Raw genomic sequence first — 14696 nt, 5'->3', positions numbered from 1 at the left:
CGGGTCGGGCCGGCCGGAGGTCAGGGGCGCAGCGCCAGGTACCCGCGTTCGGCCGCCTCCTGGATCAGCCACTGGTCCCGGTACCAGCCGGGGGCGGCGACCAGGTCGGCGTGCCGGCCGCGCTGGGCCACCCGCCCGGCGTCCAGCACCACGATCTCGTCCAGGTCGGCGAGCCCGCTGAGCCGGTGACTGATCAGCAGCACGGAGTGCCCGGCCGGGGTGGCCGCCAGCGTGGAGGCGAGCACCGCGTCGGCGGCGGCGGGATCGAGCCCCTCGGTCGGCTCGTCGAGCACCAGCACTCCCGGCGCCGCGAGCAGCGCCCGGGCCAGCGCGAGCCGCTGCCGCTGGCCGCCGGAGAGCTGGCCGCCCTCCTCGCCGACCACGGTGTCCCAGCCGTCGGGCTGCTCGTGCACCCAGTCCAGCAGCCCGGCCGCCGCGGTCGCCGCCGCCAGCTCCTCCTCGTCGGCGGCGGGCCGCCCGAGCAGCAGGTTCTCCCGTACGGAGGCGTGGAAGACGTACGCCTCGGCGAGCAGTCCGCCGACGGCGCGGGGCAGTTCCTCGGCCCGGTACGCCGACAGCCCGCGCCCGTCGAGGGTGACCCGGCCGTGCGCGGGGCGCACCGCGCCGGTGAGGACGGCGGCCAGCGTGCTCTTGCCCGCGCCGCTGGGCCCGACCACCGCGACCCGGCGACCGGGCGGCAGGTCCAGGCTGAACCCGTCCAGGGCGGGCGGGGCGCCCTCCCGGTACCGGACGGTGACCTCCTCGAACCGGACGTCGTATGGCCCTGGGCCGACCTCGGCGCCGCCGGAGGTGGCCGGACCGGCCGGGGCGTCCAGCAGGGCGGCGACCCGGGTCAGGCCGGTCCGCAGCTGGGTCCACTGCCGGGCGGCCCCGACCAGCGCCAGCGCGATCTCCACGGCGGCGAGCGTGCCGACCGCCAGCACGCCGACGAGCACCCCGTCCACGTCGTCGGCGAGCGCGGCGAGCACCACCGCGCCGGCGGTCAGCCCGGCCACGAGCACCCCCGCCGCGTCGACCGCGAAGCCCGTGGCGGCGAGCCGCCGCTCCAACCGGGCCAGCCGCCGGGCCCGTGCCCCGGCCGACTCCAGCGCGTGCCCGGTGGCGCCGAACGCGGCCAGGTCGGCGGCGCCGTGGGTGAGGTCGACCGCGTCGGTGGCGAGGGCGCCGCGCAGCGGCGCCAGCTCGGCGGCGGCGCGCCGGGTCAGCGCGGTGGCCAGGGCGGGCAGCGCCACCCCGGCGACCAGCAGCCCGACGGCGAGCACCCCGGCGGCGGCCGGCGACATCAGCGCCGCCCCGCCGACCGCGAGCACGCTGACCAGCGCCGCCGCCGAGGCCGGCACCAGCACCCGCAGCAGCAGGTCCTGGACGGCCTCCACGTCGGAGACGAGCCGGCTCAGCGCGTCGCCGGAGCGCTGCCGGGCCGTCGGGCGGGCGGCGAGGGTGCCGAAGACCCGGGCCCGGACGTCGGTGATCAGCCGCAGCACGGCGTCGTGCCCGGCGAGCCGTTCGGTGTAGCGGAGCACGCCCCGGCTGATCGCCAGCGCCCGGACCGCCACGATCGCCACGGTGAGGCGGTCCAGCGGGGGCTGGCCGGCGGCGCTCATCAGCAGCCAGGTCGCGGTGGCCATCAGGGCGAGGCCGGCGAACTCGGTGGCGGCGGCGAGCAGCCCCGCGCCGAGGAGCCGGTTCAGGTACGGGCGGGCCAGCCGCAGCACGGCCCGCTCGGCGGAGCCGGCCCGCCCCGGCCCGGTCCGGGCGTCGGCGGCGGCGCCGGGTGTGCGGGTGGGCCGCGCGCTGGGTCGGGCGTCGGCGGCGGCACCACCCGGTGCGCGGGTGAGTCGGCCGTCGGCGGCACCACCCGGTGCGCGGGTGAGTCGGCCGTCGGCGGCGGCGCCGGGCGCGTGGGTGGGTCGGCCGTCGGTGGGGGGCCGCTCGTCGGTCATCGGGTGGCCTCCCCGGCCGCCGTGGGCGTCAGCTCGGTGACCCGGCCGTCCTCGATGCGCAGGATCCGGTCCGCGTCGGCGAGCAGCGCCGGCCGGTGCGCCACCAGCAGCGCCGTCCGCCCGGCCACCAGCCGGCGGGTGGCGTCGAGGACGACGGCCTCGGCGGCGGTGTCCAGCCGGGCCGTCGGCTCGTCGAGCAGCACCACGGGCGCGTCCCGCAGGAACGCGCGGGCCAGCGCGACCCGCTGCCGCTGCCCGCTGGACAGGCCGTGCCCGCGTTCGCCGAGGACGGTGGCGAGCCCGTCGGGCAGCCCGGCGACCACGTCGTCCAGGGCGGCGTCGTGGACCGCCGTGGCGAGCGCGGCATCCGGGGTGTCCGGCGCGCCGAGCCGGATGTTGTCGGCCAGCGGGGCGGCGAAGAGGTGGGCCCGCTGCGGCACCCAGGCCACCTGGCGGCGCCAGCCGTCGGCGTCGGCGTCGGCCAGGTCCACCCCGCCCACGGTGACCCGGCCGGCGGTCGGGGTGACGAAGCCGAGCAGCAGGCCGAGCAGGGTGCTCTTGCCGGCGCCGCTCGGCCCGATCACGGCGACGCGCTCGCCGGGCCGGATGGTCAGCGTGACGTCGCGCAGGGCGGTGGTCCGCTCGTACGCCACGGTCACCGCCTCGAACCGGATCTCGCCGCGGCCGTCGGGAACGGCCGCACCCGCGTCGCGCGCCGGCGCGGGCGCGGCGGCCGACAGGGTCAGCGCCTCGTCCAGCGCTGTGAGCCCCTCCATGCTGGCGTGGAACCGGGCGCCGGCCGCCCGCAGCGGCAGGTACGCCTCCGGGGTGAGCAGCAGCACCAGCAGCGTGGTCTGGAGGGTCAGCCCGCCGCCGAGCAGCCGCACGCCGACCGGCACGGCGACCAGCGCCACCGAGAGGGTGGCCACCAGCTCCAGCACCAGGGCGGACAGGAACGCGATCCGCAGCGTCTTCATGGTCGCGACCCGGTGGCCGTCGGCCATCCGGCGGACCACGTCGGTCTGCGCCCGGGCCCGGCCGAACGCGCGCAGCGTGGGCAGGCCGGCGACCATGTCGAGGAAGTGCCCGCCGAGCAGGGAGAGCCGCCGCCACTGCCGCTCGGTGGCGGCCTGCGCCTGCCAGCCGAGCAGCGCGCCGAAGATCGGGATCAGCGGCAGGGTGACCGCGATGATCAGCGCCGAACTCCAGTCGGCGAGGAAGATCCGGGCCAGTACGGCGAGCGGCACGGTGACGCTGAGCACCAGCTGCGGCAGGTAGCCGGTGAAGTACGCGTCGAGCGCGTCCAGCCCGCGCCCGGTCAGCGTGGCGAGCTGCCCGGCGCGCTGTCCCGCCACCCAGCCGGGGCCGTGCCGCCCGACCGCCCCGAGCAGGTCGGCCCGCAGCGCCGCCTTGACCGTCGCCGCGACCCGCGCCGACACCGTGCCCTGCGCCCAGACCAACAGCGAGCGGGCGGCCACCGCGGCGGCGAAGCCGGCCAGCGCGGGCCGGTCGAGCCGCCCTTCGAACGCGGTCGCCAGCAGCGCGGCCAGCGCCGTGGCCTGCGCGACGACCAGCCCCGCGGCCAGCACGCCGAGCAGCGCGAGCACGGCGAGGTCGCGCCGGGCCCCCGGGACCCGGCGCAGCAGACGCGGGTCGAAGGGACGGCGGTTCACCAGTACACCGGTGCCCTGCCGTCGGTCCGTCCCCGGAACACCCACCAGCACATCGCCTGAAAGCCTAGTAGGGCCGGCAGGAGCGGCAGCGTCAGCCAGCTCAGCAGCCGCAGCGTGGGGGTGCTCGCCGCCGCGTCGGCCACGGTCAGTGACGCGCCCGGGTCGACCGTGGAGACGAGCGCGTAGGGCCAGATGGTCGCGCCGGCCAGCGCCACCGGCAGCGCCAGGGACGCGCAGGTGGCGGCGAAGGCCAGCCCCGGCCGCCGCCGGGCGAGCGCCGCCCGGGCCGTCAGCAGCGCCGCGACCAGCAAAGACAGCAGCAGTACGCCCACCACCGGCTGCCGTGCGGCGGCGCGTACGTCGGCGGAGAGCAGGCCGAGGACGGCGGCCGCGCCGACGGTGGTGAGCGCCACCGGGACGAGCCGGGCGGCCAGTCGCCCGACCGGCGCGGCGTCGGCGGCGGGCAGCCGGAGCGTGAGGAAGGTCGCACCGTGCAGCGCGACCAGCGCGACGACGGCGAGCCCGGCGGCGGCCACGAACGGGGTGAAGAGGTGGGTCACCCCGGCGACGTGGCCGTCGGCGTGCAGCGGTACGCCCTGGAGCAGCCCGGCCAGCACGGCACCCCAGCCGAGCGCGGCGAGCACGCTGCCGACGACCACGATCCGGTCCCAAAAGGCGCGGGCCCGCTGCCCGTCGGGGCGGCTGCGCAGCTGCACCCCGGCGGTCACCAGGACCACCCCGGTCAACGCGGCGAGCACCGCCGGGTAGAAGCCGGAGAGCAGTTCCCCCTCCAGCACGGGGAAGGCGCCGAACAGGATGCCGACGGCGGCCACCAGCCAGACCTCGTTGCCGAGGAAGAACGGGCCGACCGCGTTGAGCGCGGCGCGGCGGCGGGCGGGGTCGGTGCCCCGGGCCAGCAGCAGGCCGACGCCGTAGTCGTAGCCGCCGAGCACCAGGTAGACGGCGAAGAAGAGCCCGAGCAGGGCGTACCAGGCGAGTTCCACGGTCGTCTCCTCAGGCGAAGGCGGGCTCGGGGTGGGGGTCGGCCGGCGGCTGGTCCGGTTGCCGGCCCAGGGCCGGGTCGTGCGCGCCCCGGGCGGCGTGCCGGGCCAGCAGCACCCAGTTGGTGACGGCGAGCGCGCCGAGCAGCAGGCTGAAGCCGATCAGCGAGGTGAGCATCAGCCAGGGGCTGACCGGCGACACCGCCTGGTCCACGGGCAGGAGCCCGTACGCGGCCCAGGGCTGGCGGCCGACCTCGCGGGCGATCCAGCCGAGGATGACCGCGACGAACGGCAGCGGCAGGGCGAACTGGAGGATCCACAGCGGGACGCGCAGCCGGATCACCCAGTCCCGCCAGAGCAGCGGGAGCATCAGCCAGAGCAGGCCGAGGGTGAAACCGATCAGGATCATGAAACCGAGGCCGACGTCGGCGAGGGCCGGCGGCGTGTAGTCGCCGGGCCCGAACCGGGCGGTCCACTCGGCGATCAGCGGCGCGGCGGCGGGGTCGTCGCCGAACTTGGTGGGCTGCACGTCCCCGATCGCGAAGAACTGGGCGAAGCCGAAGCCCTGCACGAAGAAGATGGCCACCGCCGAGGTGATCAGGCCGATCCGCAGCCCCTTGCGGTGCAGCGCGAAGTCGGTGGTGCGCCGGACCAGGTGCCACGCGCTGACCGCCGCCATCAGCATTCCGCCGATGAGCAGCGCCGCCGTGACGACGTGCCCGAGGGCCATCCGGAAGGTGGGGTTGTCCAGCAGCGCGGAGAAGTCGGTGAGATGCGCGACCCCGTCGCGTACCTCGTAGCCGACCGGGTTCTGCAACCAGGAGTTCGCCACCATGATCCAGAACGCCGAGGCGTACGCGGTGATCGCGACGCCCCAGAGCAGGGCGAGGTGGACGCCCCGACGCAGCCGGTGCCAGCCGAAGATCCACATGCCGAGGAACGTCGACTCCAGGAAGAACGCGACGAGCGTCTCGATGGCCAGCGGCGCGCCGAAGACGTTGCCGACGTAGCGCGACAGGCCGCTCCAGTTCAGCCCGAACTGGAACTCCATCACGATGCCGGTGGCGATGCCGAGCACGTAGTTGATCACGTAGAGCTGGCCCCAGTAGCGGGTCAGCCGTTCGTAGACCGGCTTGTTGGTGATCACCCAGGCGGTCTGGAGACCGACCAGCAGAGTCACGAGGCCGAGGGTCACCGCCACGAAGAGGAAATGGATCGAGGTGGTGGTGGCGAACTGCAGGCGGGCGAGGAGCAGGGTGTCCATGGCCGGCTCTCCGTACGGTTGGCTCACTTGTCGTAGCGAGCCTACACGTAGATTCCCTACGCATAACTACTATGGCCCGTCGTAGACGATGCTACGACGTTTTGTAGTAGCCGTGGGGGAGGGCGGGGCGCCGGGCGGTTTCGCGTACGCGGGCGGTCCGGTCCCAGCATGTCCGGCGGCGATCCACGCGGCGGTAACTCCACCTGCGCGGGAGCACGCCGGCGGTCCCCGGGTGCCGCCGGGGGAAGCGGGCGGCGCGGGGCGGGCCGGGCCCGGTCAGTTCAGGAAGAGGGAGACCGGCAGGGCGGCCACGTTGGTCGCCACGGTCAGCGCGGCGGCCCCGAGCAGCCGGGGCGGCCGGTCGGCGACCAGGAGCCGCTGCACGCGGACGTCGAGATCCCGGTCGCCCAGGCCGAGCGTGCCGGCCGGAGTCACCCGGTTGCCGGCCGCGGCGAACCGGCGCAGCGCACCGGCCAGCGGGGCGTCGGCGTGCGCCTCGCGGGCCTTGTCGTCGGCCCGCATCTCGACCAGCAGGGCGACCCGGTCGTGCGCCTCGCGGACCCAGGCGAACCAGGGCAGCGCCCGGCTGAGCGCGGTGAACGGCAGCAGCACCAGGTCGTGCCGTTCCTGGGCGTGCGCCCGCTCGTGGGCGAGCACGGCCGCCAACTCGGCGCTGTCCAGCAGGTCGAGCGTGCCCGCGCTGACCACCACCCGGGGCTTCATCCCGGGCAGGCAGTACGCCGCCGCGCTCGGATGGTCCAGCACCAGCGCCCCGGGCACCGTCGGATCCCGGCGGGCGACCAGCGCGAGCAGGTCCCGGTGCCGGCGCTGGGCGCGTACGGTGCCGTGGATGCTGCGGACGGTCGTGGTCAGCAGCACCGCGCCGATGCCGAAGCCCACCCCGACGGCGGCCAGGTGCGGCGCGCCCAGCCCGACGGGCAGGGTGCCGTGGGCGAGGTCGGTGGCGAGGGCGATCAGCGCGCTGCCGGTCGGACGGTCGTAGGCGGACAGGCCCAGTGCCATCGGCACGCCCATGGCGGAGAGCCCGAGGGCCAGCCCGACCGCCTGCCAGCAGACGATCGCGACCCGGGGGCTGCGCCACGTCCAGGTGGAGCGGGACAGCACCTGCGCGGTCAGCCAGCAGGCCAGCATCGACGCGGCGAAGTGCAGGGCGTACGCCACGACCGCCGCCCTACCTGTCCGCTGCCTTGCCGGTCCGGGGCGCCACGCCGTCGGCCGACGGCGCCTCGACCCGGTCGGTCAGCGCGCCCCCGTCGTGCCCGGCCCCTTCGGCCTCGGCCCCGAGGGCGGCGCGCAGCACCTCGGCCTCGGTGCCGGTCACCGATCGGGCGAAGCGCACCAGCGCGGCGTCCCGGCTGCCGCCGAGGTCGAGGGCGTCGAGCATGAGCTGGGCGATGTACGCCTCCCGGCTGGCGGCGGCCCGGTAACGCCAGGCCCGCCCCTCCCGCTCGCGCTGCACCATGCCCTTGCCGGCCAGCCGGTCCAGCACGGTCATCACCGTCGTGTACGCCAGTTCGCGGCCGTCCAGCGCGTCGGCCACCTCGCGCACGGTGATCCCGTCCGACGTGCCCGGGACCGAGTCCCACAAGACGTCCATCACCGCACGTTCGAGATCACCAAGCCGAGTCACGCCGCAATCCTACCCCCCGTAGTAGACCCACCCCGCCCCGCACACCGGACCACCCCACCAAGGCAACTCCCGAGCGCTCACCCCACCCGACGCAACACCCCCGGCCGAACCCACCCGGGGCAGCACCCCCGGCCGCTGAACCCACCCGGGGCAGCACACCAGAGCCGACTCCTCCCGAGGCGGTACACCAGAGCTGCCCCTTCCCGCGGACCTGGCCGGGGAGGGTTTCGGGGGGAGCCCACCCGCGGAGGGATCAAGCCTGACCGCCCGGAGCGGGTGGGCTCCCCCCGAAACCCCAGAGGCCGGCCGCGACCTCACACCCCCTTGGGGTGCCAGACCGTCTTCGTCTCCAGCAGCGTGGTCATCCGGGTGAGGCCGGGGTCGGCGGACCAGTCGTGGTCGGCCGGGGCCGGCCGGAGCACCCGCTTGAGGTTCTGCGCCGCCTTGACCTCCAGCTCCGTCGCCAGCTCGGCGTCGGCCACCCCGGTCAGGTCGATGGCGTTGACGTCCATGTGGGCGGCCAGCGCCGGCACGGTCTCGGCGATCCGGCCGGTGAGCAGGTTGACCACGCCGCCGGGCAGGTCGGAGGTGGCGAGCACCTCCGCCAGGGTCACGGCCGCCAGGGGCTGCGTCGGCGAGGTCGCCACGACCACGGTGTTGCCGGTGACGATCGCCGGGGCGATCACGCTGACCAGGCCGAGCAGCGCCGGGGACTCGGGGGCGACCACGGCCACCACGCCGGTCGGCTCGGGCGCCGACAGGTTGAAGTACGGCCCGGCGACCGGGTTGGCGCCGCCGTAGACCTGGGGGAGCTTGTCGGACCAGCCGGCGTACCAGACCCAGCGGTCCACGGCCGCGTCGACCTCGTCGCCGGGCACGCCGAGGGCGACGAACTGCTCGCGCCGGCCCTCCAGCATCTCGGCGACCCGGTAGAGGATCTGACCCCGGTTGTACGCGGTCGCCCCGGCCCAGCCCTTCACGGCGGCGCGGGCGGCGACCACGGCGTCCCGCGCGTCCTTGCGGGAGGCGAGGGAAACGTTGGCGTCCTGCACGAGATACGACCGTCCCGACTCGCTGCGCGGGAACTTCCCGCCGATGAAGAGCTTGTACGTCTTACGTACCGCGACCCGCTCAGACATTGAGGTAGCCCTCCAGCCCGTGCCGGCCGCCCTCGCGACCGTAGCCCGACTCCTTGTAGCCGCCGAAGGGCGAGGTGGGGTCGAACTTGTTGAACGTGTTGGCCCAGACGACGCCGGCGCGCAGCCGGTCGGCCATCCACAGGATCCGGGAGCCCTTGTCGGTCCAGATCCCGGCCGACAGCCCGTACGGCGTGTTGTTGGCCTTCTCGACGGCCTCGGCCGGGGTGCGGAACGTCAGCACGGACAGCACCGGGCCGAAGATCTCCTCGCGGGCGATCCGGTGCGCCTGGGTGACCCCGGTGAAGATCGTCGGCGCGAACCAGAAGCCGCGCTCCGGCAGCTCGCACGGCGGCGACCAGCGCTCGGCGCCCTCGGCGGACCCGGCGTCGGAGAGCTCCCGGATCCGCGCGAGCTGCGCGGCCGAGTTGATCGCGCCGATGTCGGTGTTCTTGTCCAGCGGGTCGCCGACGCGCAGCTGGGCCATCCGCCGCTTCAGCGACTCCAGCACCCGGTCGGCGACGTTCTCCTGGATCAGCAGCCGGGAGCCGGCGCAGCAGACGTGCCCCTGGTTGAAGAAGATCCCGTTGACGATCCCCTCGACCGCCTGGTCGACGGGGGCGTCGTCGAAGACGATGTTGGCCGCCTTGCCGCCCAGCTCCAGGGTGAGCTTCTTGCGCGTGCCGGCGACCGAGCGGGCGATGGCCCGCCCCACCTCGGTGGAACCGGTGAAGGCGACCTTGTCCACGCCCTGGTGCTCGACCAGCGCCCGGCCGGTCTCGCCGGCGCCCGTGACGATGTTGACCACGCCGGCGGGCAGGTCGGCCTGCTGGCAGATCTCGGCGAAGAGCAGCGCCGTCAGCGGCGTCGTCTCGGCCGGCTTCAGCACCACCGTGTTGCCGGCGGCCAGCGCCGGGGCGATCTTCCACGCCAGCATCAGCAGCGGGAAGTTCCACGGGATGACCTGCGCGGCCACGCCCAGCGGGCGCGGGTTCGCGCCGAAGCCCGCGTGTTCCAGCTTGTCGGCCCAGCCGGCGTAGTAGAAGAAGTGCGCGGCGACCAGGGGCAGGTCGACGTCGCGGGACTCCTTGATCGGCTTGCCGTTGTCGAGCGACTCCAGCACGGCCAGCTCGCGGGAGCGCTCCTGGAGGATCCGGGCGATCCGGAAGAGGTACTTCGCCCGGTCCCGGCCCGGCATCGGGCCCCAGACCTTCTCGTAGGCCTGGCGGGCGGCGCGGACGGCGCGGTCCACGTCCTGCGCGCCGGCCTCGGCGACCTCGGCGAGCACCTCCTCGGAGGCCGGGTTGACCGTCTTGAACGTGCCGCCGTCGGTGGGGTCCACGAACTCCCCGTCGACGAAGAGCCCGTAGGAGGCTTTGAGGTCCACCACCGAGCGGGACTCGGGGGCGGGTGCGTATTCGAACATCGGCTCTCAGTCCAGGGTGAAGTAGTCGGGACCGGAGTAGGTGCCGGTCGTCAGCTTGGTGCGCTGCATGAGCAGGTCGTTGAGCAGGCTGGAGGCGCCGAACCGGAACCAGTCCGGGTCCAGCCAGTCCGCGCCGACGGTCTCGTTGACCATCACCAGGTACTTGATGGCGTCCTTGGTGGTCTTGATGCCGCCGGCCGGCTTCACGCCGACCTGCCGGCCGGTGGCGGCCCGGAAGTCGCGGACGGCCTCCAGCATCACCAGGGTCACCGGCGGGGTGGCCGCGACCGGGACCTTGCCGGTGGAGGTCTTGATGAAGTCGCCGCCGGCCAGCATCGCCAACCAGGAGGCGCGCCGCACGTTGTCGTACGTGGCCAGCTCGCCGGTCTCCAGGATGACCTTGAGGTGCGCGTCGCCGCAGGCCTCCTTGGTGGCCACGATCTCGTCGTAGACCTCCTGGTAACGGCCGGCGAGGAAGGCGCCCCGGTTGATCACCATGTCGATCTCGTCGGCGCCGGCCGACACGGCGGCCCGGGTGTCGGCGAGCTTGACCTCCAGCGGGGCCTGGCCCGACGGGAAGGCGGTCGCCACGCTGGCCAGGTGCACGCCCGAACCACGCAGCACCTCGGCCACGTGCGGCACCATCGCCGGGTAGACGCAGACCGCGCCCACGTGCGGGCAGGACGGGTCGGCCGGGTCGGGGCGCAGCGCCTTGGCCGCGAGGGCCCGCACCTTGCCCGGGGTGTCCGCCCCTTCGAGGGTGGTCAGGTCGACCATCCGGATCGCCAGGTCGATGGCCTGGGCCTTGGCGGTGGTCTTGATGGAGCGGGTGCCGAGCTGTGCCGCCCGCTGCTCCGCGCCGACCTGGTCCACGCCGGGCAGGCCGTGCAGGAAGGTCCGCAGAGCGGTCTCGGATCGTCCCAACTCGGAGAGCTCCGACCGGGCCGACGTCGCTGTCGCCGTCATGCCCCGAAGTCTACGCACCCGGCCCGACAGTGATCTTGGTCACCGTGCCGCCGTCGGCACGGTGGTGAGCGAGGTCGCCGGTCCGGCCGCACGCGCAGTGCCGGGACGGGTGGACCGGTAGGTTGAGCGATCGTGGACGTACACGTCATTGACCATCCGCTCGCCCAGTCGCGGCTGACCGCCATGCGGGACGCGCGCACCGACTCCTCCTCGTTCCGGGCGGCGCTGCACGAACTCACCACCATGCTGGTGTACGAGGCCGCGCGCTCCTTCCCCGTCGAGAAGTACCCGGTGCAGACCCCCGTCACCGGCACCGAGGGCACCCGGCTGGCCAACCCGCCGCTGCTCGTACCGGTGCTGCGGGCCGGCCTGGGCATGGCCGACGCCGCGCTCGGCCTGCTGCCGGAGTCCTCGATGGGCTTCGTCGGCCTGGCCCGGGACGAGGAGACGTACGAGCCGCGCGCCTACATGGAGTCGCTGCCGCGCGACCTGAGCGGCCTGCCGGTGCTGGTGCTCGACCCGATGCTCGCCACCGGCGGCTCGCTGGAGCACTGCTGCCGGCTGCTGGCCGACCGGGGCTGCACCGACATCACCGTGCTCTGCGTGCTCGCCGCGCCCGTCGGCATCGAGCGGCTGGAACGCTCCGGCCTGCCGCTGCGCCTCGTCACCGCCTCGATCGACGAGGGGCTGAACGACCGCATGTTCATCGTGCCGGGGCTCGGCGACGCCGGCGACCGCCAGTTCGGTGGCATGCCCCGCTTCTAGCCGGCGCCGGCACGTCACGGCCTCCCGCCGAGTTGCGGGAGGCCGTTCGCATCCTGGGCTCTTCCGCTCCGGCCGGCAGGCCGCCCGCACCGGCCGGAGATCCCGCGCCCGGTCGCCGGTAACGATCCGCCCCGTCCGCGACACATACCTGGTGTCCCTGTCAGGAACTGCGGTCGGGAGATCCATGGTGGAACCCGTGGGTGAGCGGGGCGAGGACTGGTTCACCAGCCTCTACGCCGCGCACTACCCGGACATCGTCCGATACGGCCTGCGTCGGCTGCCCGACGCCGACGCGGCGGCCGAACTCGCCCAGGACGTCTTCGTCGTCGTCTGGCGACGGCGCGGCGAGGTGCCCGAACACGCCCTGCCCTGGCTCTACGCCGTGGCGCGGCACGTGGTGGCGAACCGGTGGCGGTCCCGGCAGGGCGGACCCAGCCTGCTCCCGCTCGCCGAGGCGGACCACGTGCCGGCGCGGATCGTCGAGCCCGACGCCGTCGCGCCGGTGCTCGACCTGCACCGGGCGCTGCGCGCGCTCCCCGAGGCCGACCAGGAGATCCTCCGGCTGGTCGGCTGGGAGGACCTGAGCGTCGGCGACGCCGCCGTCGCCCTGGGCTGCACCCGGTCCGCCGCCGCCGTGCGGCTCTTCCGGGCCCGGCGCCGACTGCGCTCCGCGCTGACCACCCCCATCCCCGCCCGCGGCACCCGCCCGGCGTCCGCCCACGTCTGAGAGGAGCAGCATGCACACCACGCAGCGGGTCCGGGAGCTCCTGGGCCCGGCCGACCCGGCGCGCGACGTCGTCGTACCCCCGTCGCCCCGCACCGCCCACGACCTGATCCTCCGCGCGCAGGACGCGACCGCGGCCCCGGCCGGGCCGGTGCGCCGGGGCGCGTCCCGGCGCACCGTGTTCGTCGGCGCGGTCGCCACGCTGGCCGTGCTCGGCTCCGCCGGGGTGGCCCAGGTGCTGCGGGACGGGACGGCCACCCCGGCGGAGCCGGCGCAGCCGGTCGCCGGCACCGTGCTCAAGCCGGTGGCCTACGAGGTCGTCGCGGGCGAACCGGCCGGGCGGCACCTGCGGGCGCTCGCCGCCCGCCTGGTGGACGCCCCGCCCGACCGTACCGCCGGCCGCTACGCCTACCGGCACGGCAAGTCCTGGGGCAGCCCGACGTTGACGTCGTCCGAGGGGCACAGGATGAGCTACGTGCACGAACGCCGCGAGTGGGCGGCGGACGACGGTCGCCGCTGGCAGGACGTCGAGCCCCTGGGCGTCGAGTACCCCGACGAGGCGTCCCGCGAGTACTGGTCGACCCGGCTACGGTCGACGGCTGCCGACCCCTCGGCCAGCAGGCCGCCGCGCGGGATCCGGGAGATCCCGCCGGACCCGGTGGGCGGCCGGCTGCCGGCCGACCGGGCGGAACTCGCGCGCTGGCTCGGCACCGGAAAGCCGGCGGGCGAGCTGGCGATGCGGGTGTACCACCTGTACAGCAGCTACCTGGTGCCGCGGCGGACCCGGGCCGACCTGCTCACCATCCTGGCCGGGAAGCCCGGCTTCGAGTGGCACGGCCGGGTCGTCGACCGGGCCGGCCGCCAGGGCGTGGCCGTCACCGCCGACCTCGTACCACCGGCCGGGCAGCAGCCGCAGCGGGCGCAGATGCTGCTGGTCTTCCACCCGGCGACCGGTGAGCTGCTCGCGCACGAATATCTGGAGACGGCCCCGAAGCGCCGCGTGCTGCACTACGAGCTTCTGCTCGACGCCCGGCGCACCGACACGGTGAGCTGACCACCTTCCGGCGCGCGCCGGGACGGTCGGGACACGGGGCCCGACCGCCCCGGCGTGCCGGGGCGGTGCGGAGCACGGGTGCGGCCGGCGCGCCATCGACGTCGAGTTGGTGCGCGGGGGTGCCCACACCCGCTAGCGTGTCCGGCCATGACTGGTGTTGCTCTCGCCGAAGAGCTGCTTCTCCTCGCGTACGACGACGAGACCGGCAAGGCGACCATGCCGCGGATCAGCCTCGACCTGGGGATGGCCGCCGCGGTGCTGATCGAACTGGCCCTGGCCGGGCGGATCGTGTACTCCGAGGGGTCCCTGACGGTGGCCGACCCGACGCCCACCGGCGAGCCGCTCGTCGACGGGGTCCTCGCCCGCATGGCCGCCGACACGCCGCACAGCCCCTCGTCCTGGGTGCAGCGGCTGCGGCACGGCCTGCGCGACAAGATCCTCGGTGACCTGTGCGCCCAGGGCGTGGTGCGCGACGTCGACGAGACCGAGCTGGGCTTCATCCACGTGCACCGCTACCCGACGGTGGACCCGGCCATCGAGGCGGACACCCGACGCCGGCTCGCCGAGGCGCTGGCGAGCGGCGAGCTGCCCGACGAGCGGACGGCGGCCCTGGCCACCCTGGTCGCGGTGCTGCGGATGGAACCGGCGCTCGGCCTGAGCGGTGACGCGGCGCGGGAGGCCCGGCAGCGGCTGGAGGAGATCGCCGGCGGCTCCGGCTTCTCCGGCACCGTCAGCCTGGACGACTCCGTGGTCCGCCCCTCCGTTGGCCTCGTCGTGGCCGCCCTGGGCAGCGCCGTGGACGCCGCCCTGGGCCCCCGCCGCTGACCCCACCCCGGACCTGGACTCACCACCCCCCCCACCCCCACCCCCACCCCCGACCGGCGCCCCCGTCGCCGGCCCTTGTTGATCAAGAAGTTTGCGTCCTGGAGAGGCACGTTCCCTGACGCAAACTTCTTGATCACCGGGCCTCGCCCGGGGGGGGGTGTCCCTATGGGTTTCGTCAAGCGGGGACTGGTCTGGTGGGGCGTGGTTGGTAGGGGATCTTGTCGCGGAGCATGGCATGGAGGACGTC

General features: G+C 75.0%; 13 protein-coding genes. 4 read left to right on the top strand and 9 right to left on the bottom strand.

What is annotated here, in order from left to right; translation table 11 throughout:
• Positions 1 to 20 precede the first annotated feature (20 nt).
• The 9 genes from cydC to deoC all read right to left on the bottom strand — a co-directional run bounded on the left by cydC (position 21) and on the right by deoC (position 11081).
• Positions 21 to 1964: an ABC transporter domain-containing protein gene (gene cydC / locus EV374_RS03300; protein WP_486485548.1), complete on the bottom strand. Its 1944-nt coding sequence runs from the start codon at positions 1962 to 1964 to the stop codon at positions 21 to 23.
• Entirely contained in the window at positions 1961 to 3637 is a 1677-nt protein-coding gene (cydD, locus tag EV374_RS03290; protein ID WP_132231422.1) for a thiol reductant ABC exporter subunit CydD, read from the bottom strand. Before cydD ends, cydC begins: the two co-directional genes overlap by 4 nt.
• Positions 3634 to 4641: a cytochrome d ubiquinol oxidase subunit II gene (locus EV374_RS03285; protein WP_132231420.1), complete on the bottom strand. Its 1008-nt coding sequence runs from the start codon at positions 4639 to 4641 to the stop codon at positions 3634 to 3636. Before EV374_RS03285 ends, cydD begins: the two co-directional genes overlap by 4 nt.
• A gap of 10 nt (positions 4642 to 4651) precedes the next feature.
• Complete coding sequence (locus EV374_RS03280; protein WP_132231418.1) at positions 4652 to 5902, bottom strand: cytochrome ubiquinol oxidase subunit I; 1251 nt, start codon at positions 5900 to 5902, stop codon at positions 4652 to 4654.
• A gap of 276 nt (positions 5903 to 6178) precedes the next feature.
• Positions 6179 to 7084 carry a M56 family metallopeptidase gene (locus EV374_RS03275; protein ID WP_132231416.1) on the bottom strand — a complete coding sequence of 302 codons (906 nt, stop codon included), beginning with the start codon at positions 7082 to 7084 and terminating at the stop codon, positions 6179 to 6181.
• 10 nt (positions 7085 to 7094) lie between these two features.
• Positions 7095 to 7553, bottom strand: a complete 459-nt coding sequence (locus EV374_RS03270; RefSeq protein WP_132231414.1) for a BlaI/MecI/CopY family transcriptional regulator — start codon at positions 7551 to 7553, stop codon at positions 7095 to 7097.
• 314 nt (positions 7554 to 7867) lie between these two features.
• Entirely contained in the window at positions 7868 to 8692 is an 825-nt protein-coding gene (locus EV374_RS03265) for an aldehyde dehydrogenase family protein (RefSeq protein WP_132231412.1), read from the bottom strand.
• Positions 8685 to 10115: an aldehyde dehydrogenase family protein gene (locus EV374_RS03260; protein WP_132231410.1), complete on the bottom strand. Its 1431-nt coding sequence runs from the start codon at positions 10113 to 10115 to the stop codon at positions 8685 to 8687. The genes EV374_RS03265 and EV374_RS03260 overlap by 8 nt, the downstream gene beginning before the upstream one ends.
• 6 nt (positions 10116 to 10121) lie before the next feature.
• A complete protein-coding gene (gene deoC, locus EV374_RS03255) occupies positions 10122 to 11081 on the bottom strand; it encodes a deoxyribose-phosphate aldolase (RefSeq protein ID WP_132231408.1) in 960 nt (319 codons plus the stop codon).
• A 132-nt stretch (positions 11082 to 11213) separates the two neighbouring features.
• Between deoC and upp the strand changes: the two genes are divergently transcribed.
• From upp to EV374_RS03235, 4 genes are all read left to right on the top strand, one after another.
• A complete protein-coding gene (gene upp / locus EV374_RS03250) occupies positions 11214 to 11846 on the top strand; it encodes a uracil phosphoribosyltransferase (protein ID WP_089002050.1) in 633 nt (210 codons plus the stop codon).
• A gap of 184 nt (positions 11847 to 12030) precedes the next feature.
• Positions 12031 to 12573, top strand: a complete 543-nt coding sequence (locus tag EV374_RS03245; RefSeq protein ID WP_132231406.1) for a sigma-70 family RNA polymerase sigma factor — start codon at positions 12031 to 12033, stop codon at positions 12571 to 12573.
• A gap of 10 nt (positions 12574 to 12583) precedes the next feature.
• On the top strand, positions 12584 to 13624 hold the full coding sequence (locus tag EV374_RS03240) for a hypothetical protein (RefSeq protein ID WP_132231404.1): 1041 nt from the start codon (positions 12584 to 12586) through the stop codon (positions 13622 to 13624).
• Between the two features lie 147 nt (positions 13625 to 13771).
• Positions 13772 to 14449 carry a GOLPH3/VPS74 family protein gene (locus EV374_RS03235; protein ID WP_132231402.1) on the top strand — a complete coding sequence of 226 codons (678 nt, stop codon included), beginning with the start codon at positions 13772 to 13774 and terminating at the stop codon, positions 14447 to 14449.
• Positions 14450 to 14696 lie beyond the last annotated feature (247 nt).

It is taken from the genome of Micromonospora sp. CNZ303 (assembly GCF_004345505.1).
The sequence above is the reverse complement of the archived record's forward strand: the minus strand, read 5'-3'. Positions and strand labels throughout refer to the sequence as shown.

What these genes read in the sequence shown, in the direction of transcription:
- cydC (WP_486485548.1), bottom strand. Translation starts at nt 1,964, where the DNA reads ATGACCGACGAGCGGCCCCCCACCGACGGCCGACCCACCCACGCGCCC.
- EV374_RS03280 (WP_132231418.1), bottom strand. Translation starts at nt 5,902, where the DNA reads ATGGACACCCTGCTCCTCGCCCGCCTGCAGTTCGCCACCACCACCTCG.
- EV374_RS03265 (WP_132231412.1), bottom strand. Translation starts at nt 8,692, where the DNA reads ATGTCTGAGCGGGTCGCGGTACGTAAGACGTACAAGCTCTTCATCGGC.
- EV374_RS03260 (WP_132231410.1), bottom strand. Translation starts at nt 10,115, where the DNA reads ATGTTCGAATACGCACCCGCCCCCGAGTCCCGCTCGGTGGTGGACCTC.
- deoC (WP_132231408.1), bottom strand. Translation starts at nt 11,081, where the DNA reads ATGACGGCGACAGCGACGTCGGCCCGGTCGGAGCTCTCCGAGTTGGGA.
- EV374_RS03245 (WP_132231406.1), top strand. Translation starts at nt 12,031, where the DNA reads ATGGTGGAACCCGTGGGTGAGCGGGGCGAGGACTGGTTCACCAGCCTC.
- EV374_RS03240 (WP_132231404.1), top strand. Translation starts at nt 12,584, where the DNA reads ATGCACACCACGCAGCGGGTCCGGGAGCTCCTGGGCCCGGCCGACCCG.
- EV374_RS03235 (WP_132231402.1), top strand. Translation starts at nt 13,772, where the DNA reads ATGACTGGTGTTGCTCTCGCCGAAGAGCTGCTTCTCCTCGCGTACGAC.